The 26640-nt window shown below is 68.5% G+C and carries 23 protein-coding genes, 1 tRNA gene and 5 pseudogenes; 18 read left to right on the top strand and 11 right to left on the bottom strand.

The genetic code is table 11. The features are described from left to right. Positions 1 to 398 precede the first annotated feature (398 nt). Positions 399 to 2196 (bottom strand): annotated as a pseudogene (locus tag QQM39_RS39910) (RHS repeat-associated core domain-containing protein); the annotation flags it as partial. Positions 2197 to 2226: 30 nt separating this feature from the next. Here QQM39_RS39910 and QQM39_RS39905 point away from each other — a divergent pair. Next, complete coding sequence (locus QQM39_RS39905; protein ID WP_302002471.1) at positions 2227 to 2460, top strand: hypothetical protein; 234 nt, start codon at positions 2227 to 2229, stop codon at positions 2458 to 2460. Between the two features lie 257 nt (positions 2461 to 2717). Here QQM39_RS39905 and QQM39_RS39900 read toward each other — a convergent pair. Next, positions 2718 to 2813 (bottom strand): annotated as a pseudogene (locus tag QQM39_RS39900) (transcriptional regulator); the annotation flags it as partial. Between the two features lie 137 nt (positions 2814 to 2950). Here QQM39_RS39900 and QQM39_RS39895 point away from each other — a divergent pair. From QQM39_RS39895 to QQM39_RS39860, 8 genes and pseudogenes are all read left to right on the top strand, one after another. Beyond that, a complete protein-coding gene (locus QQM39_RS39895) occupies positions 2951 to 3346 on the top strand; it encodes a (2Fe-2S) ferredoxin domain-containing protein (protein WP_302003892.1) in 396 nt (131 codons plus the stop codon). A gap of 31 nt (positions 3347 to 3377) precedes the next feature. After that, the gene (locus QQM39_RS39890) at positions 3378 to 3704 is read left to right on the top strand and encodes a metalloregulator ArsR/SmtB family transcription factor (protein ID WP_302003891.1); all 327 of its coding nucleotides are present in this window, start codon (positions 3378 to 3380) and stop codon (positions 3702 to 3704) included. 277 nt (positions 3705 to 3981) lie between these two features. Then, complete coding sequence (locus QQM39_RS39885) at positions 3982 to 4497, top strand: GNAT family N-acetyltransferase (RefSeq protein ID WP_302003890.1); 516 nt, start codon at positions 3982 to 3984, stop codon at positions 4495 to 4497. Between the two features lie 374 nt (positions 4498 to 4871). Further along, positions 4872 to 5075: pseudogene (locus QQM39_RS39880) on the top strand (ArsR family transcriptional regulator); the annotation flags it as partial. A gap of 160 nt (positions 5076 to 5235) precedes the next feature. Continuing rightward, a complete protein-coding gene (locus QQM39_RS39875) occupies positions 5236 to 5538 on the top strand; it encodes a hypothetical protein (RefSeq protein ID WP_301996893.1) in 303 nt (100 codons plus the stop codon). A 68-nt stretch (positions 5539 to 5606) separates the two neighbouring features. Beyond that, complete coding sequence (locus QQM39_RS39870; RefSeq protein ID WP_301996894.1) at positions 5607 to 5924, top strand: helix-turn-helix transcriptional regulator; 318 nt, start codon at positions 5607 to 5609, stop codon at positions 5922 to 5924. 96 nt (positions 5925 to 6020) lie between these two features. Then, on the top strand, positions 6021 to 6848 hold the full coding sequence (locus tag QQM39_RS39865) for a class I SAM-dependent methyltransferase (RefSeq protein WP_301996895.1): 828 nt from the start codon (positions 6021 to 6023) through the stop codon (positions 6846 to 6848). A gap of 273 nt (positions 6849 to 7121) precedes the next feature. Further along, positions 7122 to 8642: a hypothetical protein gene (locus QQM39_RS39860; RefSeq protein WP_302002470.1), complete on the top strand. Its 1521-nt coding sequence runs from the start codon at positions 7122 to 7124 to the stop codon at positions 8640 to 8642. A gap of 88 nt (positions 8643 to 8730) precedes the next feature. Here QQM39_RS39860 and QQM39_RS39855 read toward each other — a convergent pair whose 3' ends face one another. After that, the gene (locus QQM39_RS39855; protein ID WP_302002469.1) at positions 8731 to 8925 is read right to left on the bottom strand and encodes a hypothetical protein; all 195 of its coding nucleotides are present in this window, start codon (positions 8923 to 8925) and stop codon (positions 8731 to 8733) included. Between the two features lie 172 nt (positions 8926 to 9097). Between QQM39_RS39855 and QQM39_RS39850 the strand changes: the two are divergent. Both QQM39_RS39850 and QQM39_RS39845 read left to right on the top strand, forming a co-directional pair. After that, a pseudogene (locus QQM39_RS39850) lies at positions 9098 to 9479 on the top strand (ISAzo13 family transposase); the annotation flags it as partial. A 784-nt stretch (positions 9480 to 10263) separates the two neighbouring features. Beyond that, positions 10264 to 10677 carry a hypothetical protein gene (locus QQM39_RS39845; RefSeq protein ID WP_302002468.1) on the top strand — a complete coding sequence of 138 codons (414 nt, stop codon included), beginning with the start codon at positions 10264 to 10266 and terminating at the stop codon, positions 10675 to 10677. Between the two features lie 81 nt (positions 10678 to 10758). Here the strand turns inward: QQM39_RS39845 and QQM39_RS39840 are convergent, their stop codons facing one another. The 3 genes from QQM39_RS39840 to QQM39_RS39830 form a co-directional block, all read right to left on the bottom strand. Continuing rightward, positions 10759 to 10917 carry a hypothetical protein gene (locus QQM39_RS39840; protein WP_302002467.1) on the bottom strand — a complete coding sequence of 53 codons (159 nt, stop codon included), beginning with the start codon at positions 10915 to 10917 and terminating at the stop codon, positions 10759 to 10761. Between the two features lie 894 nt (positions 10918 to 11811). Beyond that, on the bottom strand, positions 11812 to 12024 hold the full coding sequence (locus tag QQM39_RS39835; protein ID WP_302002466.1) for a hypothetical protein: 213 nt from the start codon (positions 12022 to 12024) through the stop codon (positions 11812 to 11814). Positions 12025 to 12164: 140 nt separating this feature from the next. Next, entirely contained in the window at positions 12165 to 13748 is a 1584-nt protein-coding gene (locus tag QQM39_RS39830; RefSeq protein WP_302002465.1) for an ATP-binding protein, read from the bottom strand. A gap of 698 nt (positions 13749 to 14446) precedes the next feature. Between QQM39_RS39830 and QQM39_RS39825 the strand changes: the two are divergent. Then, positions 14447 to 14599: pseudogene (locus QQM39_RS39825) on the top strand (undecaprenyl-diphosphatase); the annotation flags it as partial. Positions 14600 to 14828: 229 nt separating this feature from the next. Here the strand turns inward: QQM39_RS39825 and QQM39_RS39820 are convergent. The 3 genes from QQM39_RS39820 to QQM39_RS39810 all read right to left on the bottom strand — a co-directional run bounded on the left by QQM39_RS39820 (position 14829) and on the right by QQM39_RS39810 (position 16391). Then, positions 14829 to 15152, bottom strand: coding sequence for a hypothetical protein (locus QQM39_RS39820; protein WP_302002464.1), 324 nt, complete (start codon positions 15150 to 15152; stop codon positions 14829 to 14831). Next, entirely contained in the window at positions 15149 to 15652 is a 504-nt protein-coding gene (locus QQM39_RS39815) for a MazG-like family protein (protein WP_302002463.1), read from the bottom strand. Before QQM39_RS39815 ends, QQM39_RS39820 begins: the two co-directional genes overlap by 4 nt. Positions 15653 to 16229: 577 nt before the next feature. Further along, the gene (locus QQM39_RS39810; protein ID WP_302002462.1) at positions 16230 to 16391 is read right to left on the bottom strand and encodes a hypothetical protein; all 162 of its coding nucleotides are present in this window, start codon (positions 16389 to 16391) and stop codon (positions 16230 to 16232) included. 555 nt (positions 16392 to 16946) lie between these two features. On the opposite strand from QQM39_RS39810, the gene QQM39_RS39805 reads away from it, so the two are divergent. After that, positions 16947 to 18182, top strand: coding sequence for an IS701 family transposase (locus QQM39_RS39805; RefSeq protein WP_301996238.1), 1236 nt, complete (start codon positions 16947 to 16949; stop codon positions 18180 to 18182). A 486-nt stretch (positions 18183 to 18668) separates the two neighbouring features. Beyond that, positions 18669 to 19169: a DUF317 domain-containing protein gene (locus QQM39_RS39800; RefSeq protein WP_302002461.1), complete on the top strand. Its 501-nt coding sequence runs from the start codon at positions 18669 to 18671 to the stop codon at positions 19167 to 19169. Positions 19170 to 19683: 514 nt separating this feature from the next. Here the strand turns inward: QQM39_RS39800 and QQM39_RS39795 are convergent. Next, positions 19684 to 20577, bottom strand: coding sequence for a DUF5655 domain-containing protein (locus QQM39_RS39795; protein ID WP_302002460.1), 894 nt, complete (start codon positions 20575 to 20577; stop codon positions 19684 to 19686). Positions 20578 to 20797: 220 nt separating this feature from the next. On the opposite strand from QQM39_RS39795, the gene QQM39_RS39790 reads away from it, so the two are divergent. Further along, a tRNA-Arg gene (locus tag QQM39_RS39790) sits at positions 20798 to 20860 on the top strand. 262 nt (positions 20861 to 21122) lie between these two features. Here the strand turns inward: QQM39_RS39790 and QQM39_RS39785 are convergent. Beyond that, a complete protein-coding gene (locus QQM39_RS39785) occupies positions 21123 to 21572 on the bottom strand; it encodes a hypothetical protein (RefSeq protein WP_302002459.1) in 450 nt (149 codons plus the stop codon). 212 nt (positions 21573 to 21784) lie between these two features. Between QQM39_RS39785 and QQM39_RS39780 the strand changes: the two genes are divergently transcribed. From QQM39_RS39780 to QQM39_RS39770, 3 genes are read left to right on the top strand one after another with little or no spacing between them, the layout of a single operon-like run. Next, on the top strand, positions 21785 to 23197 hold the full coding sequence (locus tag QQM39_RS39780; protein WP_302002458.1) for a site-specific integrase: 1413 nt from the start codon (positions 21785 to 21787) through the stop codon (positions 23195 to 23197). Next, on the top strand, positions 23197 to 24954 hold the full coding sequence (locus QQM39_RS39775) for a hypothetical protein (RefSeq protein WP_302002457.1): 1758 nt from the start codon (positions 23197 to 23199) through the stop codon (positions 24952 to 24954). The genes QQM39_RS39780 and QQM39_RS39775 overlap by 1 nt, the downstream gene beginning before the upstream one ends. Next, positions 24951 to 26639 carry a site-specific integrase gene (locus tag QQM39_RS39770; RefSeq protein ID WP_302002456.1) on the top strand — a complete coding sequence of 563 codons (1689 nt, stop codon included), beginning with the start codon at positions 24951 to 24953 and terminating at the stop codon, positions 26637 to 26639. Before QQM39_RS39775 ends, QQM39_RS39770 begins: the two co-directional genes overlap by 4 nt. The last annotated feature ends 1 nt before the right edge of the window (position 26640 follow it).

Below are 26640 nucleotides of genomic sequence, written 5' to 3'. Positions count from 1 at the left end.
CAGCGGCTTTCCATCAGGTGCCGCGATGTTCCGGTAGAACACTGTGACCGTCCACTCTCTTTCTTCCGGCAGCCACAGCCTGTTTTGCACGAGTATGCGATCTTCCAGGCCGTGTTGTGCCAACCGTGCTCCCAGTCTACTTTCCACTTGCCGTAGAGCAGCGCCTTCTTCAGGTCACTGATCATTCCGGAGCTCGTCAACCAGTTGGATTTCTTGCCGTAGCCGACGTGCTTGCATTTGATGTGCGCGAGGCCGAAATTGCCGTATTTCACGCCGTTGACCTTGACGTTGGACGTGCTGCCCTCTCGGATGGTCCTCCAGTACCAGTTCATCCCGCGCGACCACATGAGGATGCGCCACTTGTCGCACTTCTGGAAGGGGTCGCCCCAGGCGCCGCAGCGGCCGTCCAGATCGGTGCCGTTGACCGGATCCGCGCAAACGTAGTCGTAGGCGTTGCAGTTGCCGCCGAAGACCGGGTCGGTCTGCAGGAACCGAGCGGTGTTCGGATCGTAGAGGCGTACCCCCATGAGGGTGAGGCCGGCGAGGGTCTCACTCGACCGCTGCTTGCCGCCGAGCCAGCCGTAGCGTTGGGCGGCCTGGCCGGGGCGCGCGGCGCCGTTCTCGTCGGTGTCCATGGCCGTCGGCGCGACGGCCGTGTCGAGCGGCAGTTGCAGTGCGACGTCCCCGTGGATGTCGGTGAGTTGCAGGACGATGCTGCTCGTCTTGCCTGTTGTGGCGGTCAGCGCGCCGGTCGCGTCGGTGACGTTGCGGGTCAGCGTGCTGCCGGCCGAGTTTTCGACGATCCAGCTCGGGTTGTCGGAGTCTCCGCTGTAGTGGTTGGTCTTGGCCTCCGTCTGGCTCCAGGTGCCGGAGCTGCTGGTCTCGATGGTCCAGGAGCGGAAGCGCAGCCCGGCGTCGAGCTGCCAGGTCTGGCGCTTGGTGCCGGCGGTCTGCTGGTAGGCGAGGTCGTTGGCGTAGTAGGAGATGGTGGATCCGGGGAGAGCGGTCGTACGGCCGAAGGCGTAGTACGAGTAGCCCCCGCCCACGATCCGGTCCGCCGTGTCGTACGTCTTCACCGTGGCGGTGCCCTCAGCGGTGGGGCAGGCCAGTCCCGGTGCGGCCGACGCCGTGCTCACCGCGGTCCGGTTGGACCGCTTGTCCACGGTGTAGCCGCGCAGGGTGCAGACGGTGTCGACGGTGTCCTCGACCCGGGTCAGCCGTCCGGCGTTGTCATACCCGTCCTGCTGGTCCGACCAGCCGGAGTGGGAGGCGTCCTGGCCGTGGATGGTCTGGGTGACCGTGTCGGAGTAGACGACGGTCCCGTCGCTGTCCCTCGTGTGGACGCGTTCGACGACTGCGCCGGTGGAGTCCTTGGTCTGCTTCAGCGTGTAGCCGCCGGGTAGCTTCTCCGTGGCCGATGCTGCCGTCCGGGTCGTAGGTGGTGGAGAACTCCCCGGCCACCGAGTCGGTGACCTTCGCGGGGAGGCCACGGGCCTCGATCGAGGTGTCGTAGGTGTAGGTGGTGCTGCTCGGGATGTTGTTGCTGGTTCTGACCGGGCGGTCGAGGAGGTCGTACTCGGTGGTGGTGACTCCGCCGTCGGCGTCGGCGTACGAGATCACCCGTCCCAGCTTGTCGTAGGCCCGGGTGATCGTTCCGCCGGTCGGCGAGGTGGTCCTGGTCTGCTGACCCGAGGCCGAATCGTATTCGGTCGTGGTGGTGGGAACTGTCTGTCCGAGTCCGCCGGTGATCTGCACGGTGGTCGCGCGGCCCGCCGCGTCGTAACTGCGCGTGATGGTACGGGTGGTTCCGCTGACCGTCTCGCTGGTCTTGGCCGTGTTGCCCCACCGGTCGTATTCGGCGGTCATGGTCGGCAGCTGGGCCGGGTTGCTGCCGCCTCCGGTGATGTCTCCCGCCGGTCCGCTGCTGCACAGCAGGTCGGCCCACTCCGGTCGGCCCGCGCAGGCTCCGGTGCCGGTGGCGGACCAGTAGGTGGCTGTCTGGGTTCCGGCGTCGGTGCCGGACGTGCCGGGAGCGCCCTGCTTGAGCACCCTGCCCTGCGAGTCGTACTCCGTGGTCGTGGTGATGGCGAGCCCCGCCGGGTCCTGCACGACCTTGGTGGCCAGGCCCTTGGCCCAGTCGTACTCGACCTTGATCACCTGCGTGTCACCCATGACGCCCGGATGCTCACGGACCTCTGTACGGCGGAGTCACCCGCGGGGGTTTTCATGGCTCAGGCGCCGACCGGGCTGTTTCCGGTTACCGACCCCGACCGCCAGGCCAAGGGCCGGCAGAAGATGCACGGCTTGGCCCTGTACATCAACCACGTCTGGGAGGCCTGCGCCTCCACCGACACCAAGCTCTGCCGCGACCACGGCCTGGACGTCGACTCCGAACGCGTCGCCCTGGAGATCGCCCCCGCTCTCGCGGCCCTGCGAGGCCCAGACGACCCCTCCAGATGAGCATCCCCGGGTTCCGGTGGCGCCCCTGGGGAGACGCTCTGCTGCCACCGGCCGGACGCGGCAACGACGCTGATCGCCGAAGCTCCGAACAGGACACCGATGAGACCCGTCAATGCACCAGCCGGGACATGCGTCGGCCTCCACCAAGACCCCTGACGGCCTCACACGAGTGCATCCAGTCCCCGACGCGGAACAGCGGAGGACCGCGCCAGCGGAAGGCCGACCAGGCGCAGCGGGCAGTCGGACAGTCGGGCAGGTCAGGCGACGAAGCCGATGTTGGTGACGTACTCGTACTGACCCCCGGAGCCGAGGTCAACGAGCACGTCCACCCATGCGTCATCGAGTCCGCGGTCGCCGCGCTGGCCTGGGCGGGACCGCACCTGCTGGTCACCGCCCACCGCGACGGCCGCGTACGGGCCTATGGCTTGCCCTCGCGGACGGAGCTGTGAACCGCCGTACGACACCGATCGCCACCACCACCGGCCGTACGGTGACGATCGGCGCGGCCAACCGTCCGTGCACACTGGTCGTGTGCCGCGGCTGCTGCTGCGGCAACCCACGCAAGCACCCCGGCACCGACCACGCCTGGCAGCTCGACCGCCTGCGCGCGGCGGCCACCGACTCCGCGGGCCGCCTCGCCGTCCGTACATCGGACTGTCTCGGCCCCTGCGACCAGGCCAATGTCATCGTCGTCCAGCCCTCCACCGCCGGCCGAAGAGCCGGTGGCCGGGCGACCTGGATCGGCTTCGCCCTTGACGACGACTGCACCGACGACCTGCTCGACTGGGCCATCGCAGGCGGACCCGGCCTCTCCGAACCCCCGCCTGCCCTGAAGCTCCAGTTCGTCCGCCCACCCCGCGAGACGAGGATCCGTGCACGCCGCTGAGCCCGACAGCGGCGCAGGCGGCGGTCGCGACATGCGCGCGGCCGCCCGCCTCGACGAGGCCACCGCCGCCTCCGTCGCCGCCGCGCTCCAGGCCCTGGCCACCCCCTCCCGGCTGCGCATCCTCACCACCCTGCGCCACGCCCCGCACCCCGTCGGCGCCCTCGCCGCCGCCGTCGGCATGGAACAGTCCGCCGTCTCCCACCAACTCCGGCTCCTGCGCGCCCTCGGCCTGGTCACCGGAGAACGCGACGGCCGCCGCATCGTCTACCGCCTCTACGACAACCACGTCGCCCAACTCCTCGACCAGGCCGTCCACCACATCGAGCACCTCCGCCTCGACCTGCGCGACCCCCACTGAACCACGCCCCGGAGTGCTCCGGTTGGCGCCTGCGACGCTCAGCATGGCTCCAGCGCGGCAACTGACGTGCGCCACATGGGACCAGGCACCCGCACAGCTGAAAACCGTTTTCATTAAATTGGATAGAGTCGACCCGGGGCAGCGCCACGGAACCGCTGCACAGACGGCACACACCGAACAGACGCGCATGCCAGCCACGCACATGCCAGACAGGAGAAACCCCGTGAGCGAGACCGCGCACCGCGGATATACCGTGCGCCCCGCGACACCGGCCGACATGGACGACGCGCGCCGCGTCATGCTCGACACCCTCTACAAGGAGTTCGGATACGGGTACGTGCCCCAATGGCACCGGGACGTGATGGACCTCAAGGGCACGTACCTCGACAACCGCCGGCACCTGCTCCTCGTAGCGGTCCATGAGGGCGAGGTGGTCGCCACGACCGGAGTGCGCTCTGCGGGCCCTGCCCACCCACCGCACCCGCGCTGGCTGGCCGAGCACTACCCGTCGGGGACCACCGCCCAGCTGGTCCGCGTGTACGTACGGCCCGAACACCGGCGCCAGGGGCTCGCCCGCACCCTGGTCGACACGGCCTGCTCCTTCATCGCGAACACACCGGGCTACGAGCGGATCTACCTCCACACCAACGTCAACGTCGAGGGTGCGGAAGCCTTCTGGCGCAGCTTGTCCAAGGAGGTGTTCGACGCCCGCACCACAGGCGAGCACGGACCAGGCGTCGCCACGGTGCACTTCGAGATTCCCATGCCGTACCACTTCACGCCGGGCGACTGACCGGCATCCTCGCCTCATGCCTGCGCCCACCACGGCCGTCGTCCGCACGTCGACCGGCTGGGCTGGCGCAGGGTCGCGACGACGACCCCGCCGCCGCCCCTGCGGGCCTCCTGCCCCAGCTCAACGCGGGCCTGCAGAGCTGGGACTCGGACGTTCAGGTGTCAGCTCCTCCCCCATGCGGGTAAAGAGGGCATATGCGTGGGGGGGGCGGATCTGAGTCAGACAAACCATGTTGGCAGCGGGCATAGTCATCGCGGTGGTGTTTTTCTGGTGGGTAGCGCTCGACCCCCCGACCTGGCTGATCGCCGGAGACACTGTGAGGGCGATCTCCGATGCGAAGGACCGGGCGGCGGCACTGAACACTGTTCGGCGTCACCGAACTCACCACCGACGTGGGGATTGAGCAGCCCGCGGCCTCCCACCAGCTCCGGCTGCTGCGCACCCTGGGCCTGGCCATCGGGCGGCGCGACGGCCGCCGCATCGTCTACCGCCTCTACGACAACCACGTGGCCCAGCTCCTCGACCAGGCAGTCCACCACATCGAACACCTGCGACTCGGCATGCAGGACCCCGGTTGACGGTCGAAATGACAGTCGGACCGGCCCACGGGAGCCAACTGCGCCCGCAGCGGCCTGACTTCGAGCAACACATGCGCGAATTGCCATATGTTAATGTGACCACGCACGGCCTGCGGAGCACCAGCCGCAGGCGACCAGAGAGCACCGCTAGGAGCACCACATGGCCACGGCCACCGAGCACCGCACGCACGACGACCACACGCACACCCACGGCGAGGGCTGCGGCCACGTCGCCGTCCCGCACGGCGACCACACCGACTACGCGCACGACGGCCACCTCCACAAGGCCCACGAAGGTCACGTCGACGAGTGCGCGCCCACCGGCCACACCGCCCACGAGAGCCACGACCACCAGCACGGCGAGGGCTGCGGGCATGTGGCCGTGCCGCACGAGGACCACGTGGACTACGTGCACGACGGCCACCGTCACGCCGCACACGACGGCCACTGGGACGACCACTGACCCGGATCCGCGTCCGGCGACACAAACCCGGACCGGAAATCATTGTCACTTGCTAATGTATGCATGTGATGGTGACACCTCCCTCCCCGACAGCCCCGGCGGACGAACCTCTACGCGCCCTGGAAGCCGCCAGTGACCTGCTGAAGGCACTGGCCTCCCCGGTCCGCCTCGGTATCGTGCGCGAGCTGTCCGAGGGCGGAAAGTACGTCCACGAACTGGTCGCCACCCTCGAGGTGAGCCAGCCGCTGGTCTCGCAGCACCTGCGGGTCCTGCGCAACTCCCGCATCGTGACGACCCGCCGCCAGGCCCGCGAGATCCGGTACCACCTCACCGACGAACACATCGCCCACATCGTGCTGGACGCCATCCGGCACGCACAGGAGTAGTCCGGCGCCGCCGCGGCAGGACGGCGCCGGACCCCTAATAATGAATCCCATTTTCATATAGCGTCGTCGCACCCGCAGAGGACTGTGGAGGCAGTCATGACCGAGCGCGACGTACGCCTGGGCACGATCCAGGAAACCCTGCTCATCCCGCTGTACGGCCGGGCGGTGGAAAACCGCAAGAAGGAAGCGGTCCTGCGCGACCCCATCGCCGAGGAACTCGTCGCAGCGATCGACTACGACTTCGCCCGCTTCGACGACCTCCCGATGCTGCTCGGCACGGTCCTGCGCACCAGCCTGTTCGACCGCTGGGTGGCCGACTTCCTCGCCGAGCATCCCACCGGAACCGTGGTGGAGATCGGCACCGGCCTCAACACCCGCTACGAACGCACCGACAACGGCCAGGCCCGCTGGTTCGACCTCGACCTGCCCGACGTGATCGAGCTGCGCCGCACTTTCCTCACCGATATGCCACGCCGCACGATGATCGCCGCGTCGGTGACGGACGAGGCGTGGGCGGACACCGTCGCCGCGCACTCCGGCGGCCCATACCTTTTCGCCGCCGAAGCCGTCCTGCCCTACCTCCAGGAGACGGACGTGCGCGAGGTCATCGGCCTGCTCGCCGACCGCTTCCCCGGTTCACTGCTGGCCCTCGACACCTCCGGCCCCGGCCACTTCGACACCCAGGACCAGCACGACGCACTGGGCAAGGTCAGCGCCCGGATGCAGTGGGCCTGCGCCGATCCGGCACAGCTCACCGAGTGGCGCCCGGGGGTTGAAGTACTGGCCTCCCACACGTTCAGCAGCCTCCCCGCCCCGATGTACGACGGACTCCCGGCCCCTGTCCAGGACATGCTCAGCAGCCTCGCCGCCCAGCGGCTGCCCCGGGTCGAGGACTACCGGCTGAACCTCGTCCGGCTGCCCTGACACCACGCCTCCGCGCCAACACGCATCGTCACCGCGGACCAGCACCGCTGAACAGCAGATCCGGGACCACCGTCCAGCCATACCACCCCAGGGACAACTCCCCGCTTCGGCGCCTCACCATTCCGTTCCCGCGTGGCTGCGACGGCGAGTGCCGGCACCTCAGCGGACAGACCGTCGACGACGTAGATCACCCAGGCATCGGCATGGCCACGTGCAGGACCTACTCGGGAGAAATCTGTCGAACAAGATGGCCAGGACGAGGATCATGGCGAGATGGCTGCGTACCTGTACGACCGGCTGGTGACGGAGGCCGAGTACCGCCAGCGCATCCGGCGCCACCGTCCCAGCTCGCTGCTGCCGCTGATCGCCGCAGCCGCGGCCCGCTACGGCTCGCCCGAACGGCCTCAGTCCTGGCTGGAAAGCCCCTCTCTGAAGTACACGCCCTGGGCTCTGGCAGACGCGGCCCGCGTCTGCCTGGCCTACGGCACCGAGCACCAGCGCTCCGAAGCCTCCGAGCGCGATCTGTTGGAGATCCTCGCGGAGTACTCCAGCCTGAAGGAACCGACCCTGCACGGTACGGACGAGCCCCCGGTCCGCCTCCGGGACTTCATGATGCGTCTGGGCGGCGAGCAGATGGCATGGCAGGCCCCGGAGTTCGTCAGTCTCGCCCGTACCGCGGCGCTCTACCTGCACACCCCGTTCCCCGCACGCCGACAGCCCCGCTGCATGGTCCCGGGCCGGGACACCGAGTTGTTCGGCTGCCCGCTGCCCGACTACGTCGGCACCGCGCAACTGCTCTGGGGATGCGCGCTGTTCAACGCCGGGCGTTTCGATCCCGCGATCTTCGACAGCCCGGACGGGGAGAAGTTCAACCGCGTGGTCAGCCGGGAGACGGTCCTGCGCGTCATCGAACGGCACTTCGCCACCGACGTGGCTTCCATCAAAACAACCGAGAAGCAGACCTTGGAGAACCTGGCGAAGGTGGCCGGCAGCAAAGCAGCCCAGCTCCGTCGCTTCACGTACAACCCGCTGCTCGGGCGGCCCGCGGTCACCGGCTTCGGGACCGGCCTGCTGTGCCCCTCACCCCAGCTGGTCTGGCGCAAGGCGACCCCAGCCGGCATCCACCACACGGGACGCGATCACTTCGGACCCGCCTTCCTGGAGGAAACCGGCTATCTCTTCGAGGAGTACGTCGGCCGCCGGCTCCGCCTGATACCGGATGCTGATGTGGTCGGAGAGATCACGTACCGGGTCAAGCGCAACGAGGTGCACAGCGTCGACTGGATCGTCGTCTTCGATGACCTGGTGCTGCTCGTGGAGGTCAAGTCGATGATGCCGACCGAGAACGCCCGGCTCGGCCTGGAAGGCGGAGTAGCGGAGACCGACAGCAAACTGGCCCGCGCCTACCGCCAGGTCAACGCCACCTCGGCCCAGATCGACCAGCCCAATCCGGCATTCGCCGGCGCTCCGGCCGACCGTCCGCGTCAAGCTCTGATCGTCACCCTTGAGCCGTTCCCCATCGCCAACGCCAACCTGCCCCACGTGGACCTGCCCGCCGCCGATATCCCGACCGCGGTCGTCCGGGCCCAGGAGATCGAACGCCTGGTGACCTTGACCGACACCACGCCCAGCTCGCTGCTCCTGGAGCGAGCGACCGACCCCCAACGCTCCACGTGGGCGCTCAACGAATGCCTCACCGGACACGAGAGCGACCGCAACCCGGTCCTCGATCAGGGATGGGCGGCCTACCCCTGGGCAACCACCCGGCTACCAGCAGCCTCGAATGCGCCATAGCCCCATGCAGCGCAGACTCGTGTACTCGGCGGCTGCCGTGCGCACACGTCGACCAGCGGCCGGTGTCGGACCCCGGCCGCTGCACCGATCATCCGGGGAGTCCGGCAGGAAAAGGCCACCAGCGAGTCGGCACCCGAGCGGCCCGCTCCTGGGCTGTGTTGAATTCGGCCACGTAGTCCTTGGCCGGGCTGGACTGGACGCGGGTGAGGATGTCGACGCTGCGGTTGCCGAGTTCGAGGTCGCGGGCTTGGAGGTGGGCGGTGGCGACGATCGCGAGGCGCATGCCGACGGAGCGGGTGAAAGCGCCGGGCGAATGGCGGCGGCCTGCCTGTTCCAGGTCAGCGCCATCTTGGGGTTCTTCAGGTCGCGGAAGATCTCGGCGGCGTCCGCGGAGAGGCGGGGGCCCGTCGATGAATTAGTGGGCTTCTTGCGGTAGTTGGGCTCGTAGATGCGGTATGGGTCGCTTCGATGAGTTGATCGGTTCGTTGGAGGAGAAGTTCGGGGCGGTGACGCCGTACCTGGACGAGCGGCAGCGCCGGATGCTGTACGCGGCGGAGGCTCGGCAGCTCGGGCATGGTGGGATCGCTGCGGTGGCGCGGGCCGCAGGCGTCTCGAAGGGCTGCGTCAGCCGTGGCCTGGCCGAACTCGATGCGGGCCGGGCTCCGGACGGGCGGGTGCGGCGGCCGGGAGCAGGCCGCCCGGCACTGGCAAAGAACGGGCCTGCTTCCGGCCCTGCTGGCGCTGGTCGAGGACACCACGCAGGGCGACCCGATAGGGCCGCTGACGTGGACGACGAAGTCACTGCACCGACTGGCGGACGAACTCGCCGCCCAGGGGCGGAAGGCGGGCCGCGACACCGTGGCCGCGAGATACGGCAATCGCCCGAAGCAAACGAGGCGCCGAGGGAGCGCCGAAGACGGCGCCGTAGCGATGCCGTAGAAGCCCGGCCGACCGATGGCCACGAGCCCGCCGGTAGCCACCCATATGGGGGGCCTTCCCCGGGGAAGCCCCCCTCCTCGGGTACAAGCTGTCTTGGTCGACTGCCTGTACCGATGAGCTCCGTTGCGCTTTGCCCCCGAGCCCTCAACGCGCTTGCGTGACCTGCGAAAACGCTAACTACCCGGCCTTGGGGAAGCCCCCGCACTGCCTGACGGGATCGCGTGGCCGTGTGGCGAGCGCACGATCATCCGCCGTGGGCGCCGGGCGAAGGTTGCGCAACGGGGTGCAGCTCAGCCGGCCTCGCCCGCCTGGGGCTGACGAGCGACCAGGTGAGCGTCGAGGTCCTCCGCGAGGCCCGGTACTCCTTCTTCCGCAAGATCCTCCAGGAAACGGCGCTGGTACGGCTCACGCCGCGCTCGAGGCGGTAGCGACACGGCGCGTCGACTCGTGAGGGCTGTCGAGCAGTCCGTGCCCGAAGGAGTAGTGGAGAAGTAGCCGGGCGGGGGGTTCCGATGTATTTCGGTGACCAGGGACGATGAGGGGCCACTCGGCGGAGGATTCCACGCTATGAGTGATCATCTTCCGGGTCCGTGGGCGGACTTCGCCCGATCCGGGGGTTTGCCGGCCGGCCGGGCATGACCGCCTCGCTGAGGGGCCAGGTTCCCGCTCGTGACTGCACTCGATGATGCCCACCACCTGCTCACCGGCGCCGACCAGGTCCTCGACGACCTGCGCCATCAGGAAAAAGACCCGGAAGAACGCCTCGCCGCGGTGCGCGAGCGGCTGTCGGCCGGACAGGCGGTCCTGGGCCGCGGTCGAGCGCTGGCGCTCGCTGTCCGTCGGCCCGGTCGCGTACGCACCTGTCACCGGCCCGGTTGTGGACACGGGCCGGACGCGGCCGGCGATGACCGAGCGGATCGCGCTGCTGCTGGCCCAGGATTCGGCCCGCACCTGGAGCCCGGAGCAGGTCCACCAGGCCCTTGATGCGCCGGTGGCCAGCGTGTACTCCAGCTTGTCCCGGCTGGAAAAGCGCGGCCGTCTGGTCCGTGTGAACCACGGCGCCTACCGAGCCGCCCCGCCGGCCGGGCGGGGGTGAACCACCCGTGCTGGACTGGCAGTTCGTCCCGGAGCCCGGTGTGTCCGACTGGCACACGCCCGTCCGTGACCGCATCGACGCCTACACCCCCACCGCCGCGGATGCCGGCCAGGCACTGCTGTGGGAGCGGATCGCCACCACGCTGCGCAAAACCGTCACACGCACCGACCCGCTCAGTGCGGCCATGGCCCGCACCTGGCCGCCGCCTTGTGGCAGGTCGCCGTCTTCGCCGACAGCCACGACCTGGGCCGGGGCGAGCAGGTGTGGATGGCCGAGGAGACCTCCGGCCCTTCGCCCAGGAACGACACACAGCGTTCGTCACGGACCGTTTCCCGTCCCGCCCCTGCGACGCATGCCGAGCGCCCCAGCAACTCACAGACTGCAGCTGCGGCCGCTGTCGCCCTCCGTCCGATCCCCGCACTGGCCATCCAGACCGGGGGCGCCGTCGCCGCTGCGACAGCCGCACACCGCGCAGGACTGACAAGCCTGACAGGCCCGGTAGGCCTGGCTCGCAAGGCGGCAGCCGGTGCCGAGCAGGCACCCCGCCCAACCCACAGCGGCCGCGAACCGACGCCCCAGACCGCAGCCGCACAGCGCACGGATGCCGATGCCCTGGCCCGAGGGCGCTTGGGTCCCCGGGGACCGGGACACGGGCCGGCGCTGCCGGAGCCCCCGGAGCTGCCTCACTCCCCTGCCGGCCGTCGGAATGCATGCCGCGAATTGCCCCGCCCAGCGACGCCGCGATCCAGCATCACGGCCGTCGCCGTCGGGGATGTACACCTTGGCAAGGAGATCACTGACAAAGCCACCAGGCAGTTCCAGTGAGGCCATGTAGCTCAACAGCGTGCGCGCCGCCTCACCTTGTTGACTCGTCAGTAGGTAAGGCAGTGGCCGGATGCGGTCTTCAACGCAACCTTCCCAACGCGCCCCGAAGACCGCCGGTCACTGCGCGTACCCCGTCTGGAGTGACAGCGCGCCACCCGTTTCACTCGAGCAGCGCAGCATCAAGAGCCCCCGCAGCAACCTCCAGGGCCCGCGTCACCACCGTCCCCGCACGACAGTTCGGAACACTGACGAGGGTTGGCGTACGCCTGACCGTGGTTCCGGGGACGAGGTAACGGGCGCTCTGCCGCCTCATCGCTGGTCGAGAGACGCGACCCCGGCTGCCATGGCCTTCTGGGCACCGGAGGCGAGGCTACCTGGGGCGCCGATGCGGCCCAGGGCGTCCCACTGCTCGGGGGTGACCAGAACATCGATCTTGATGTCCTCCACGGGACCGAAGGTGCCGTCGGCGCGCTTGTCGAAGAACGTGCCGCGGCCCGCCCCCAGGGTTTCATGTGCTGACACGGTGCTGACGTGTCAGCACCGAACTGCCCCGATTCCTGGCTGCCGAGCCCCTCCAGCTCCCGCACCGAACCCGTGCTGCTCCGGGAACACGGCCACGGGAGGAAGATCCGGGGGCGCTCCTGGCTGAGGTCTCCCGGCCGTCAGGCGCGCAGCAGGGTGACGGTGCGCCCGGAGGGCGTGGTCTGCTGCGAGAAGGCGGTGCGCTCGTGGACCGGGGCTGCCTGCGGGCGGGTGTCGAAAACGACGAGGGTGCCCGTGTACAGCTCCATGCGGTCCAGGTAGTCGTCCAACTGTGCCAGCCCCTCGGCGAGGGGGTCGGTGCGGCCCTGGCGCCACACCTTCAGCTCCAGCGCCTCGCGCTGCACCGCCCGCGAACCGTCGGCAGCGGTGTACGGCTGGCGAATCAGCAGGTCCACGCGCCGCCGGCCGACCCCGTACTCCCGGTCGATGAAACCCGCCCCGTTCACGATCCGGTGCAGGTAGGCCATCATCACCAGCTGTGCTGCGGCCTCCGGGTAGGTCGAGGCGGTGGCCAGGATCTCGCCGTTCTCCCGCCAGAACTCGGCGAAGGAGCACAGCAGCTTGTCCATGTCGATCCGGCCGTCCGGCAGCCGGAAGCTGCTCGGGGCGGCGACGACCTGGCCCTCCGTGTTGTTTCCCAGGACCCGGACAATGACCTCCTGGTAGATCGGATTGGCCACCCGCACCGGCGCGTCCGGAGCGACCAGCCCCAGGTCGCGCACGTACGCCAGATCGTCGTCGTACGTGTCCGTCGGCAGGAGCAGCTCGCCCGCGATCAACGGCTGGATCACCCGCCGCACCCGGTCCTCGCCCAACCTGGCGGCCAGCGAGTCCAGATGCGTCGCACGCGCCAGGATCAGCCGCTCCTTCGCCTCCTCCATGTGCTCGGCCGTGATCGGCGTGTCCGACGGCACCCCCATCTCCTCGACGACCTCCCGGGCCAGCGCGTTGACCAGCCACGGCTGTCCCTGGGTAAAGCTGAAGGCACGCTCCAGCGCATCCACCGTGAAATCCTGGCCCGTCTGCGTGGTGTGCTGCCCGTACAGCTCGGCGACCTCGGCCTCGGTGAAGTCGCCCAACCGCAGCGACGCCACCTTGATGTTGAAAGGACTCGACGTACCAAGGCGCCCCGGATCCCCGCCCGAGGCCGCCTTGTAGTCACGCACATCCCGCAGCCCGCACAGCACCACCGCATGCGGGAAGCCGCCACGGCTGACGGTGAAGCCATCGCGCAACTGGCGCAGCACACTGCGCAGGCTCTCCCCCCGCAGCGCGTCGATCTCGTCGAAGAACAGCACCAGCGGACGCGGACAGCTCCGCACCCACTCAGCCAGCCCCCGCGTGAGCCGGGACCCGGGCACCGCGTCGGGCCAGGAGGCGGGGGGCGCGAGCTCATCAGGAAGCCCAGCGGACTCCGCGGACCGCCGAATCGCCTCCAGCACCAGCAGCTCGGCCTGGCCGTAGTCCTCCCCGGCCACCTCCGCGCTCTCGCACGAGAAGTGCAGCGCCGCGTACCGGCCCGAGGCCGTCAGTTCCCGGGCCATCGCCGCCAGCACCGTCGTCTTCCCGGTCTGCCGCGGCGCGTGCACCACGAAGTACTGGCCCTGCTCGATGTACCCGCGGGCCCTGGGCAGCCGCTCCTGGGCCGGCACCATGTAGTGACGCGTGGGGACGCACGGCCCGGCCGTATTGAAGTAGCGCATACCTCGCACGCTAGCCGACGGCACCGACAACCTGAGGCGACCGTGCACCCGACCACCGGCTACACCGCCCCGTACGGGCACGAGTGCCACAGCAGCGGCGCCCCGGTACGGGATCACCCGGCGGGCAGACGCAGAAACGCGGCCAGCGCCAGCTGGGGCGCGGTGACCGCTGGAGCGCGGTGACCGCTGGAGCGCCTCCGGCGACCGCCAGGGCATGCAGGTCACCGCCGCACAGCTCTTCACGTGCCGATCAGCTCATCCGGGGCACCGTTGTCGTCCCAGTCGGCCTCATGCATCCTGCCCTTGCCGAAAATCTCATCCAGGCTGGTGAGCGACCGGGGCACGCACTGCGGCCAGTGCCTTGTTGGACAGTTTTGGCCGCGGGTCAGGGGCCGGTTCCCCGCGACCACAAACGCCGGAAAGCGGCTGTACCTGCTTCGTCACGGCGGCAAGGAGTGGCTGGATGAAGATCGACACAGTCGCATCGCCGTGGAGACCCGCAGGGGCCGCGAGGTCGCCGGCGTGGAAGGTCTCTACTCGCACGTTGCCCTGGCCATGGAGCAGGAGATTGCCGATTCGCTGCAAAGCAGGTGGCTGCGCCGTTCGTGGTCGGCGAGGGAGAGCACTGGAAGGCGCCATCTCCCACTGCTCTACCATTCGATCTTGAAAAGTGGTGGAAACCAGCAGGTCAAAGCCGCTCAGGACACGTCGACATAGTTTCGTTCATGAAGTTCATCTCGACCAAGAGCTTCATGCCGTTCGTCTGGTACCGCATCGCCCTCGGCATCGTCATCATCGCCCTGGTGGCAGCGGGTGTCCTCAGCCCGCACGCGGCGGAGTCGGCGGGCTGAACCAGGGCCGCACAGGTAGCGCTATCTAGCATTTCCTAGCGCCTGATTGCAGCACCACGCCATGATCATCTCCCACTTGTCTCCCACTCATCTCCCACCAGGGAGCCGGGATACGCCCCACCAGGACGTGTGCGTCCGCGAAGTAGGGGATGACGCGGATGGGCCCGCACTGCCGTGCGGGCCCATCCGTACAGAGGGTGGAGCGGGTCAGCTGGGGTTCATGTCCGGCCTAGGCCGCGACCCTCGCCACGAGGAAACGCAGCCGCTCATCCACCGTGTCCCAGGCATCGCCGGTGAGGTCGTCCAGTGCGGCGGCGGCAGTGAGGATGAGCAGGCCGAGGCACGCCTCCACGTCCTCCCACGTGTGCGTGATCTCGACCGCCTCACCGCGCGGGCCGATGCTCAGCGCGCCGTACACGGCGGTGGCGATGGCGCCCATGTCGCCGCTGATCGCGAGGACCTGGAAGAGCCGGGTGTCCCCGGCCGCCGTGATCTCCTCCTCCACGCGGCCCTGGAGCTGCTGCTCCACCAGGCTCGCGCCATCCCCGCTCACGGTGTCCAGGCGACCATGACCGTCACGATGACGTCCGCGAGTTCCTTCGCCACGTCCCCCCAGTCGTGGGACGCACCCTTGCGCGGGTTGGCGCCGAGCGCCCCGTGAAGGGCCTCCGCGACCTCCCCCAGTTCCTCAGAAATCTTGAGCACGCGCAGGAGCCGCGCGTCCTCCACCGACGTCGGGGCCGCGTCCGCGTCGAGCCACTTCCGCAGCCGCGTCACGTAGTCCCAGGTGTCAACCTTCATGCCGTCCTCCGCGGGTGGATTCTGCAGCAGGGTCAGAACAGCGCCGGCGCGGATCAGCTGGTCGGCCAGGTCGGTCACGTCCAGCGGCGCCCCGGCGTTGAGCGCCAGGGCGACCGTCAGGGCAGAGTGGTCGGTGAGCCGGTCCTCGTCGGTCCGCGGCTCGTGCACGTACCGGCAGTCGGCCAGGCACCCAGCGAGGGGGCCGGAGACGTGGGCGTGGTCGTAGCGGTAGCCGTCGCCGGTGCGCCCCACCCAGGAATACTCCAGGGCGTCCGGAGCCAGGAGGCGGAAGGCGTCCCGGTAGCCGGCCTCGGCGAGCCCGGTATAGAACGCGTACTCCCAGCTGGAACGTGCGGTACTTCAGGATGTGCTCCGGCTCCAGGATGTTGAAGTCCCCGAGGACCAGTGAAACCCCCGCGAAGGCACGGGCGGAGTCGGGAAGTCGACAGTCCGCGCCTTCGCTGGGAACAGCCGCCCGAGCGCCAGCCATGCCCTCCACTGCGGGAAGCCGACGACCGTTGTCGGTGCGGGACCGCACGCTTTACCAATGCCCTCCCCCTCCCGGCCTCACGGAAGGCTGCGCCCTGCTGCTGCGCGGATCAACGCGGCCATCCGCCGGCTCATGGAGGAGCCCGACGCCCCCGGCCGCGCGGCGGAGTACCAACGACTCCTGGTCGAGTGGGAGAGAGCGACCCGGGCCAACTTGGTCAAGGCCGCGTGACGCACGAGCGCCCAAGGTCTTCCGGCGGGGCGCTCGCTTATCCTCCGTACCGAGCAGCATCAGCATGGGATGCGGCGACCATACGCCGTTGTCGTGTGTGTACTGAGGTCAGCGCAGGCCGTCTGAGTCGTCGTGCTCTTCTCCGACCGGGAGTGGCCGACGATCACCCCCCGGGTCCTCGCTGTAGATGACTGCGGAGACCGCGCTGTCGTAGGCATCGCTGAGGCCGTTGCCGCTTGTGCCGAGCATGTTCTCCCAGTCGAATCCCATGCCTACGAGCCTAGCTGTACCGCTCGAGAATCTCGGTGATGTGGGGGTTGCCCCTCGTCTACCCGGGCGAAGACCGCAGCTTCCGCTTCAAGAGCGAAGCGCCCCTCAGTCCGCGATCGCCCGTACGAGAGCGGCGTGGAACCGACTGTTTCCCACCTCGGCCGGGTCAACGACCGCCGGCCGTCGCCGTGCCGCATCTGCGGCCAGCCTCGCTTCCCCTAGCTCGCCGCGCTCCTCGCCGGCCATTCCCAGTGCATCTCCTGCGTCCCGAAGGGGAACGTTCGGAGGACTCTCCAGGTACTCACACGCCGCGGCGGTGGACCTGTACATGCCGCGACATGACGGTTATCCGGACATTGAAGGACGCCCAGGCATCGAAGTCCGCCCGGCGCCGCTGCGGCATCAAGCGGCGCGCCCGGACCCATCACATCCCTCCGGCGGCAGCCGTCCAGAGGCTCCAGGCGACCGAGCTCGATCCGTCTAGAGACTAGGTAGACGGCTAGTAGTGCTTCGTTACGTTGAGTGATCTCGGCTGATCGTGGGCAGCTTCCCGGAGTGAGGTTGGGGGAAGTGGAACGGCTCCGGGGCGAGTTGGCGGAGTTCGTTGCCGATGTGTTCGGGTCGTTTCCGCGGCGGGATCAGCGGCGGTGGGGCGAGTGTTATCTGCGGGGCCTGATGCTCGACGGCCGGCGCAAGTCGATCCAGCCGATGGCCGAGCGTCTGCCGGACGGGAACATGCAGGCCCTGCAGCAGTTCGTGAACCAGTCGCCGTGGGATCCGCTGCCGGTCAGGCAGCGGATCGCCGAGCGGCTGTCCGGAGTTGTCAGGCCCGAGGTGTGGGTGATCGACGATGTCTCGTTCCCCAAGTGCGGCAAGGCGTCGGTCGGGGTGGCCCGCCAGTACTGCGGAGCGGTCGGCAAGCGGGCGAACTGCCAGGTCGCGGTCAGTGTCCATGCCGCCACCGACACTGCCTCGTGCCCGTTGGAGTGGCAGTTGTATCTGCCGCGTGAGTGGACGGACGAGCCGGACCGATGCCGCAGGGCAGGAGTCCCCGACGACGTGGTGCACCGGGAGAAGTGGCGTCTCGCGCTCGGTCTCCTGGACACACTCGCCCAGTGGCAGTTGAAGGCGCCGGTCGTGGTCGCCGACGCCGGCTACGGCGTCAGCACCCCCTTCCGGCTCGGTCTCCAGGAGCGAGGGCTGTCCTATGTCCTGGCCCTGAACGGGAAGGAAGTCGCCCACCCGGAGGATGCTGAGCCGCACCAGCCTGCGTATGGCGGGCTCGGACCGCCCACCCTTGCCCGCTACCGCACCCCACCGCGAGCCGTCTGCGTCCTCGCCGGGGAGGCGGGTGCGGAGCGGTTCACCGAGGTGACCTGGAGGCAGGGCAGCAAAGGCGCGATGACTTCGCGGTTCGCGGTGCTGACAGTGCGGCCCGCGGGCAAGCAGTCCCTGGCCGCAGCGCAGGAGGCGGGCGGCGGCCGCAACCGGTGGGACGGCGTCCTGCCCGTCCAGACACTCCTCGTCGAATGGCCGGACGGCCAGGACGCTCCGACGGACTACTGGATATCGAACCTGCCTGCCGCCACACCGGCCGCTGACCTGGTGCGGTGGGCCAAGATGCGCTGGCGGATCGAGCACGATTACCGCGAGCTCAAGCATGGCCTCGGACTGGACCACTTCGAGGGCCGCACCTGGCGCGGCTGGCACCACCACGTCACCCTCGTCACCGCCGCCCAGGCATTCCTCACCCTCAGGCGGCTCGACCCAAAAGTCCACACACCGGCCTGACCCTCTACCAGGTCCTCGACGTTCTTCAGGACCTGCTGAGGTGCTGGACCGGTACCTGCACCACCTGCGGACGCCCCCTGCCCAGCCCTCGGAGCAGCCACAGACAGCCCACAACCTAACGAAGCACTACTCCTGATTCCCCACGGCTTCCTACCCATTGACGACGACACCATGGTCCTGGCCCGCATCGACCATGAAGTGCCCTACTGGGCTAACCAAGCCGACCGAGTAGGCGTGCCCGGAGCATCGCCACCAAGATCACACCTCACCTGTGCAAGGCCATCGACGATGAGCGGACCTGGGCCGACTACCCCAGGCCCTGGTGCACCCGTGCCGAGATCCGTGACGTCTCCGATGCAGCGCGGAAGATCTACGACGACATCCGCCACGGCCGCCTGATCATCCAGGCCGACGACGGCTGGATCACCGTGGCCGTCGGCGCCTACCGCGACACCGGCAAGAGCGCGTACCTCCACGGCCAGAACCATGCGGCAGATCGCCGACACCTTCGACTCACCCACGCAGGCCGTCACCGCTCTCGAACGCGCACACGGCGACGCCCTCCGCCCCGGACCCGCCCCCGTGACCGACACCGAACGCCAGACCGCCACCGCAATTGCCAGACCCCCAGGCACTGGCCAACCCGATCAGCCCACCCACGCCGAACCGCCCGTCCCCCACATCCAGACCGTCCCCGTCTACGCCGCTGATCCTGGCGATCATGACGCCGTCCTCGACGAGTTCGTCGCCGAGCAACGCGACGGGGAGAAGTGGCGGACCTTCTCCGATGACACCACGCACGTCATCCACGAATCACAGACCCTGCGCATCCAGCTCCTACACGAAGCCGACCCCCGCGAGGAAGCCTGGACCATCGCGGCCTATGAGACGCCCGTCTCGGACCGGATGTGGCACCTCACCCTGACCGCGCGCACCCCAGCCCCTCTCCTGAAAACCCTGCTCATATCCCTCGCCCACAGGGAATGAGACACGACTGGCGGCAACCCCATCACCGAGAAGACCGTTGCCCCGGTCACTCGCCCGCTCACCGACGCCGGCTGGACATCCGCAACCTCCGGTCGCTGGCCGCACTGGAATACCTCCACGGGAGACGCGGGGCTCACGCTCGACGCCTTCGCCGTCCAGGACCCCAGCGCCAGCCTCACCGCCTGGACCATGTGGGCAGGCGCCAACCCTGACCGGCCCACCTGGGCCATCAATGCTTCCAACTACGCCCCCGCCGGCTGCTCGCGGACCTCACAGAAGAACTCGCCCACGGCCGCGTCACACGACACACCGGTCCGGCGCGGCCCGTGCATGCCTCGCCGTCCGCGCAAGCAGCGCCCTGGCCTCCCGCGCGAGGCCAGCGACGAGCACGCAGCTGAAGTCGCTGCTCGGGCGCCGCACGACGAAGCCGGCACCGCCACAGATTGCCGATTCTCCGTGCATTCGTCAGTCAACGAGGCAGTGGGATTCGATGTAGGCGACGGTGGTGAAGCTCTTACGCCGCGGCGTAGCTGAGACGGAACAGGTCCTGAGCGCGCTCCAGGTCCCGGTCCGTACGCAACTTCACCTCCAGATCACCGGTTCCGTGGTGCCCAAGCCCCGTCACGTCCCGGGTGAACCCGGGGACGAGATCGACCTCCTTGGGGTCGGCCTTGAGGTAGACGAGCAGCTTGGTCTTCTGCGGCGGACAAACGCAGGCGAAGTTCCGCAGCCGCTGGTACGCCCGGTAGGTCCTGTTCTCGACCTTGGTGATGTCATCACCGAGTCCGAGCAGCACCTCGTCAACCGCGGCAGCCAGCTCCACGATCGCCCCGTCCGCCCGACGGTCACGCGGCGCCTCCACTCTGCGGCGACGGCGGACTGCCCTGGATGCCGGGGTCTGGCCGGTGACGGAGGCGACCGTCTCAAGGCCGATGTGCTCGTTGCCGAAGAACCGGTAACGGACCAGGTCGATCGATCGGCGGTGCTCGCGCACGGCATGAACGTCGTAGCGAGTGAAGTCGCCGGCCACGCAGATCAGCCTCGGTGCGCTCCACAGCACCTGGGCCGCGACCGCAGCCCCGAGCCGGTCGCGGACCAGGTGCCGGAACGCGTCCTTATGGTCCAGCAGCCACGCCATGTAGAAGAGGCCCTGATGGATCACGCCTGCGTCGGTACCGCGCTTGTACTCCACGATCGCGGGCGCGTTGTTCTCGTCAATGCCCAGCGAATCGATGCGCCCGCCGTGCACGGGGCCGGTGCTGTACTCGCTCGCCAGGAACCGCACCCCGAGCATGGTCTCCATGTGCGCCTCGATGAGGTCCTGCACATCGGCCTCTTCCTCGGCCAGACGCGGCATGCCCTCGGTCACCCTGTCTTTCGTCGTGTGGAACAGCTTCAGGCCCGACACCTTCCCCTCCTCGGCTCGAAGATCACCAACGCCGGGCAGGTGCAGGATTGTTTCCGCGAGAGGAGTTCGGCGCCGTGAAGAATGTGTGTGAGACCCTACGTTCGGCCCGGCTGGGGGAACGCTTGCGTCCCCCCAGTCACCAGGGATCTACAATTTCCCCATGCCCCCGCGCATCGGGGGGACAGCGCCCCGAAGCTGCGTTTTCGCAGGTCAGACCCCGTAGCTCAGCGGATAGAGCAGGTGCCCTCTAAGTACTTGGCCGCAGGTTCGAGTCCCACCTGCGCACATCGATCGCGACCGGACCGACACCCGTGAGCAGTCTCTAGCGCGACGTGCCGCTGCGGAGGTTGCCCGACCTGGCAGCGACCGGATTCGCGCCCTCTGCACGGCCCCGGGCCGCCAGTTGTTCGGCCAGTTCGCGACCCAGCTCGGTCAGTCTCGCGAACTCCGCCATCAGGACCCGCCCGCCGCGGCCGCCGATACACACCGGGGCCGACCCACCACACATCTGCGACGGAGTCGGCTCCGGGCGGGCTGCTACGAGGTCAGGGAGCGACGGTCATGAACGTGTTGCCGACGGTGTCTGTTCCGTCGCCGTATTGGACGAGGCCGACGTAGAAGTGCCCTGTCGGGAGGCCCTTCCAGGAGACGGTGACCTCGGCTTTCCCTCCCATGGAGGCCGGCTGTTCAGCCGGTGCGGCGGTGGCCGCGTGGTCCGGCTTACTGTCCGGGCAGATCAGCCAGGTGTGCAGGGTGTACTTCTGGCTCGTGGCGGCCGCCGGCAGGGCGAACTGGTTGACGTACACCGTGTAATTGCCGGGCTCGAGGTCGGCGTCGATCACGTCACGGCCGCCGAGTGGGCAGCGCGTCAACAGGAGCTCGACGACCGGACAGCCTCGGTCGAGGAGCTGGAGAAACGGTGTGGTCGACGGCTGCTCTCCCTGGGCCTGCCGGGGTGAAGTCGAGCCGATGCAGGACGACTTCGGGCTGGCCAATTGAGGCGGATCATCCTCGACCTGTTCGCCGGCCCTTCTGTAAGCAGAACTGCCGCGTCTCATTACTTGCTCGGCTCCCAACAACCCTCTCGTTTGCGCTTTGCAGTCACTGAAGTCGCATAGGTACGGTCCCCGGCGTGCTGATGACGTACTTCTCCTCTGCCAACTGAGAGTCCTGGGGACTCTCGAGCCAACCGGTCATACCGGACCGCATGCCGATCCTGCTTGACCACGACCTCCTCTTCGAAGACACGACCGGACCTCGCGTCACGACCGTGATCAACCGGTGGGCTCAGGAACTCCCGGCGAACGGTTGTCCGGCGCCGAGCTCGTGGGAGACCTACGTCCGTGTTGTGCGGGACTGGACGGTGTTCCTGGTCGAGCGAGGTATCCAACTCTTCGACAGCCGATCTGAGTTGCGGCGTGTCCTGAGCGCGTACGCGGTGTACCGCGCGTGCGGCCCGCTGAAGGAACGGTTCGCCGCCTCCACCTGGAACCAGCACATGAGCATCCTGTCCCTGTTCTACGGGTGGGCCGAGGACGAGGGATACGCGGCCGCGGTGCCGTTCACCTACAAGCAGGCCGTCACGGCGTACGGCGACCAGGTGCGCATGCAGTCGGTGAACCTCTCCAAGCGGCGGATGCCGAAGCCGCACGTGACGATCAAGTACTTCGAGAAGGACTTCGAGGACCTGTTCCTGAAGGGGCTGGGCGGGCTGCGCCCGGACGGCACCGAGGACGGTCTCTACCAGGGCCGGACGACGGCACGCAACGCGGCCGTGGGCGGCTTCGTCCTGTCCAGCGGGCTGCGGCGGCAGGAGTTCACGTACCTGTTGGAGTGCGAAGTCCCGCCATTGCCGCCCCGTCGAACGGAGCTGCCGATCTGGGTACCGGTGCCGCCCGGGGTCACCAAGGGACGGAAGTTCCGCACTACGTGGACGACCTACGGCCCGCTCGCCCGGCTGCACCAGTACCTGCGGCTGCAGCGCGCCCTGGCGGTGGAGCGCTCGTCGTGGATACCGCCGGCCGCTTGGGGCTCGCCGCTGATGGTGACCGAGGCCGACGATGTCGGCGGCCGGGTCGACGGCGACCGCGTGCTGTGGTCCGAGTTGACGCCGCGGGAGCGTCGGCGCCTGGTCCGGCCGGACGGCGGATCGATGCTGCTGGCCGTGCAGAGCGACGGGAGCCCCTTTCGCGACTGGCCCACGGTCTTCAAGCGGACCTCGGAGCGGACCAGAGATCGGTTCGATCCTCGTTTCCCGCACACGGCCCCGCACCGATGTCGTCATACTTTCGCGATCAGGACCCTCGAGATGCTGATCGGCGGCTACTACGCCCAGGCCGCGAAGCTCGTCAAGGACACCGACGCGGACGCGGCCCTGGCGCTCTACCTGCGCAGAAACGACCCGGTCATGATCCTGCGAGACCTCCTCGGCCATACCAGCACCCTCACCACGGAGGTGTACCTGAGGCGCCTGGACACCACCCGGATCTACCGCGAGGCATACGAGCGTGCGGGCCACGACCACGGCCTGCTCGCCAAGGCCGAGCGGGAGGCCGATGCCGAGTTCGACGAGTTCGACGAGTTCGACGAGTTCGACGAGTTCGACGAGGACGATATCTGATGCCTGCGGAGATCCTGGAGAACCCTCTGCGCCTGTTCTGCACCTTCACCCGCGGCACCGCAGCGACCCTGCACGTCGACAACTCGGCGAACCCCGTGCTGGTCCGCGAGTTGCTGACGGGCCTGGTCTACCTCATGCACCCGCACGGTCCGGGCGACTCGCGACGCACCGCGGAGAAGTACAAGGGAACCATCGACTGGTTCGTCAAGGAACTGAAAGAGCGCGGTCACCGAGGAGGGGCGGCCGAGCTGACCCGTGCCGGCCTCGCGGCCCTGTGGTGGGAGGCGGGGAACCGCCGGGAGTCGGAGAGCCGCCGCATGCTCGCGGCCCTGGACACCGAGACCCCCGTGCTCGCGCCGGACGTCCGTGCACTCGTCCGAGGACGTCTTTACAACCGGCACCCGAACAGTCAGCCGCTGCCACCGTACGACGAAATCGCCTGGTCAGGTCTGACCCGTGCAGCCCGAACGATTGCCAAGGAGTCGTGGGCCGCGTACCGGGCGGCCAGAGCAACGGCGGAGGCCGGTCAGGACCCGTACGTGCACGGCTGGACGCGGGAGAACATCTTCTGGTTGATGGTTCACCACGGGCCCGCGACGACACGGGAGCTGGGCGAGCGCATCGGCTTGTCGTACGACCAGATGCGCTATCGGACCGGCCGTGAACAGCAGCATTTCTTCGTGGAAGCACGCGAAGCGCTCTTCCCCGGCCCTCGAATCGTCATCGCATACCAAGTGCTGTTCGGCGTCTACAGCGGGATCGTGCCGGACGGGATCGCCGAGCTGGGCGTCGACGGCCTCGACTGGGCGGGCGACAACGCGGTGCTGGTGCGCTACCTCAAGGGCCGCACGTGCGAGGAGAGCGTCACGCTGCCAACCAAGGCGGTGCGGCTGCTGGAGCGCTGGCTGGAGTATTCCGACCTGGCAAGGTCGCACTGCCCGCCGCAGTCGCGCAACAAGCTGTGGCTGTGGCTCGCCTACACCACGCGTCGCGCGGGCGACGAGGGCCTCGGCCCGTGGAGGTACGGCCGCCCCTACAAGTCCACCGTCGTCGAGTGGTCCCGGGATGCGGGGGTGGTCGACGCCAACGGAGCGCCGGTCCAGGTGCACCGTCACCGGATCCGTACGACGTTCGAGTCCCACCGGGACCGCTCTTCCTGGATCGGCAGCCGACGCTCGACGATCGACCCCAACCACACCCCAGGTGTGGAGGGCGACCACTACCTGTCCGCGATGACCGAGGCCCAGCAGAGCGCGGTGGAAGACATCGTGGAGCAGGCCCAGGGTGATCTGCTCCGCAGGGGGCGGCCACCGATGGTGCTGTCGGACGAGCAAGTCGCTGGCCTTGCCCGCCAGTTCCCGCAGCTGGTCAGCGAGCTGAAGTTGGATGATGCGGCGATCGCCGAGCTCGTGGGTGGCCAGCGTGATGTGTTCGTGGCTTCGTGCGCCGATCCGACCGCAGGGCTGCACGGCCCGAAGGGAAAGCCGTGCCCGGCCCGCCCCTGGGTGTGCCTGCTGTGCCCGCTCGCCCTGTTCACGCTGCGGCACGCGGCGAACCTCCTGCGCATGAAGGCGTTCTTCGCCCGGCAGTGGCAGCAGATGCCCGCCGCGCAGTTCATGGCTGTCTTCGGCCACTACGCCCAGCGCATCGAGGAAGTCCTGATCAAGTACGACCCCACACAGCTCGCTGCGGCTGCCGCACAGGTCACCGACACTGACGCCGAGATACCGCTCCTGCCCGAGGAGAGCACCCTGTGAACACCACACCCCTCACCGAGGTCCCGCCGTCCGGAACCGCACCGTCGCCCTTCGCCGGGGCTGACATTTGCGGCCTGGCCGGCTTCGTCCTCCCCATCGGGGCGGCCCGCTCGGTCTTCGAGGACGATGTCTGGGTCTTCACCCAGGTCATCGGTATCCCCGCCTACGTGGCGAAATGCGCACGGCGTCTGGACTTCTCGGGGACCATCAATGAGCGGTGGAAGACGGTGGCCAAGGAGTACATCGCCGCCCAGATGGCCCCCGGGCACGAAGCCGTCCGGACGCTGCCGTACGCCAACCGGACGGTCCGCGTCGTCAACAGCCTCTACGGCGAACTGCTGGAACTGGTCCGGTGGCTGAACTGGCTGGCCGCCCAGGGGGTCGGCGAGCTCAGCGAGGTCACCGAACACCACTGCAAGTCCTTCGCCCAGTACCGCGCCACCCACCGCCCCAACGGCAAGAAGACACACGACCGCCCCAGCGTCCGCAGAGCGGTCGAGCTGACGATCACCGGCCTGGCCAGCTACAGCGAGCTGTTCACCACCGACCGCTACCACCCCGGGCTGCGGCCATTCCCAGGACAGGCCACCAGCAAGCCCAACGGCAACGCGAACAAGACGCCGCCGGTCGCGGACCCGACGTTCCAGCCGCTCCTGGGTGCAGCCCTCTACCTCGTCCAGACCCTGGCCCCGCCCCTGCTCCGCGAACTTGACGCCAAGCGGCGCTATGTCGCCCATCGGGCAGCGCTGCCCGCAGCACGTATGGATCTGGACGAACTTGAGGCGGTCATTCGCCGCCATGTCGAAGACCAGCGCCCCTTCGACCGGAACGTCAACTGGGCCAAGGCACGGAAGTGGATCAGCAAGGACGACCCGTTGGGCAAGGTCAACCTCTACGCCCTCGCCGCGGAAGCCGGCCGGAGGGACATCAGCCCTTCCACGTTGCTGTTGGTGCGCGACGTCCTGGAGGAAGCGGTGGAGGCCGTAGGGATCGAGGAACCGTTCTGCCGCGGGGCCAGCATGGTGGAGCGAGCCGACGGCCAAGGGGAGGTGCCCTGGTCGGGGCCGCTGTCCGAGCGCGGCCTGCGGGCGCTCACCGGCGTGGTGAAGACCGCCTCGCACGTGGTCATCGTGGCGCTTTCCGGTATGCGCCAGAGCGAACTGCGAGAGATGAATGTGGGGTGCCGCGTTCCCCCTATCGAGGCAGGCCCAGGGCTGAAGAGGTACAAGCTGGCGAGCCGGGTCATCAAGGGGAAGCCTCTGGGCGGCGTTCCCGATGAATGGGTCGTGATCTGGGAGGCGTATCAGGCGGCGGAGGTTGCCGAACAGCTCCTGGGCCCGGACGCCGAGATCGGTGATCCCCTGCTCACCTCGCCACTCGACAGCGACCGCTTCACGCTGTTCCGTCAGTGGGTCAACGGCCCCGCGGGACAGGCGCTGGGACTGGATCCGATCCCGGAGGGACAACTGACGACGAGGATGCTCAGGCGCACACTCGCCTTGGAGATCGCCTACCGTCCTGGTGGCTTGCTGGCCGCAAAGGTGCAGCTCAAGCACTTGTCTGTGGTGACAACGGAAGGATATGCGGACCCTCGGGAATTGCATCAGACGGGCGAGAAGCCGCAGGTCGCCAGCTCATTGGGACGGCTTCACGGTCTCCGAGGCTACTACGAACTAGCGGCCTGAG

Source organism: Streptomyces sp. DT2A-34, from assembly GCF_030499515.1.
In the GTDB taxonomy this organism is placed as follows: domain Bacteria; phylum Actinomycetota; class Actinomycetes; order Streptomycetales; family Streptomycetaceae; genus Streptomyces.
This window is presented reverse-complemented; position numbering and strand designations above follow the sequence as displayed.

Coding starts and splice junctions, on each gene's coding strand:
- QQM39_RS39800 (WP_302002461.1), top strand. CDS start 18,669: ATGCGGCAGATCGCCGACACCTTCGACTCACCCACGCAGGCCGTCACC.
- QQM39_RS39830 (WP_302002465.1), bottom strand. CDS start 13,748: ATGCGCTACTTCAATACGGCCGGGCCGTGCGTCCCCACGCGTCACTAC.
- QQM39_RS39855 (WP_302002469.1), bottom strand. CDS start 8,925: ATGCGCCTCGCGATCGTCGCCACCGCCCACCTCCAAGCCCGCGACCTC.
- QQM39_RS39810 (WP_302002462.1), bottom strand. CDS start 16,391: ATGGGATTCGACTGGGAGAACATGCTCGGCACAAGCGGCAACGGCCTC.
- QQM39_RS39780 (WP_302002458.1), top strand. CDS start 21,785: ATGCCGATCCTGCTTGACCACGACCTCCTCTTCGAAGACACGACCGGA.
- QQM39_RS39905 (WP_302002471.1), top strand. CDS start 2,227: ATGGCTCAGGCGCCGACCGGGCTGTTTCCGGTTACCGACCCCGACCGC.
- QQM39_RS39890 (WP_302003891.1), top strand. CDS start 3,378: ATGCGCGCGGCCGCCCGCCTCGACGAGGCCACCGCCGCCTCCGTCGCC.
- QQM39_RS39885 (WP_302003890.1), top strand. CDS start 3,982: ATGGACGACGCGCGCCGCGTCATGCTCGACACCCTCTACAAGGAGTTC.
- QQM39_RS39865 (WP_301996895.1), top strand. CDS start 6,021: ATGACCGAGCGCGACGTACGCCTGGGCACGATCCAGGAAACCCTGCTC.
- QQM39_RS39845 (WP_302002468.1), top strand. CDS start 10,264: ATGATGCCCACCACCTGCTCACCGGCGCCGACCAGGTCCTCGACGACC.
- QQM39_RS39860 (WP_302002470.1), top strand. CDS start 7,122: ATGGCTGCGTACCTGTACGACCGGCTGGTGACGGAGGCCGAGTACCGC.
- QQM39_RS39775 (WP_302002457.1), top strand. CDS start 23,197: ATGCCTGCGGAGATCCTGGAGAACCCTCTGCGCCTGTTCTGCACCTTC.
- QQM39_RS39875 (WP_301996893.1), top strand. CDS start 5,236: ATGGCCACGGCCACCGAGCACCGCACGCACGACGACCACACGCACACC.
- QQM39_RS39870 (WP_301996894.1), top strand. CDS start 5,607: ATGGTGACACCTCCCTCCCCGACAGCCCCGGCGGACGAACCTCTACGC.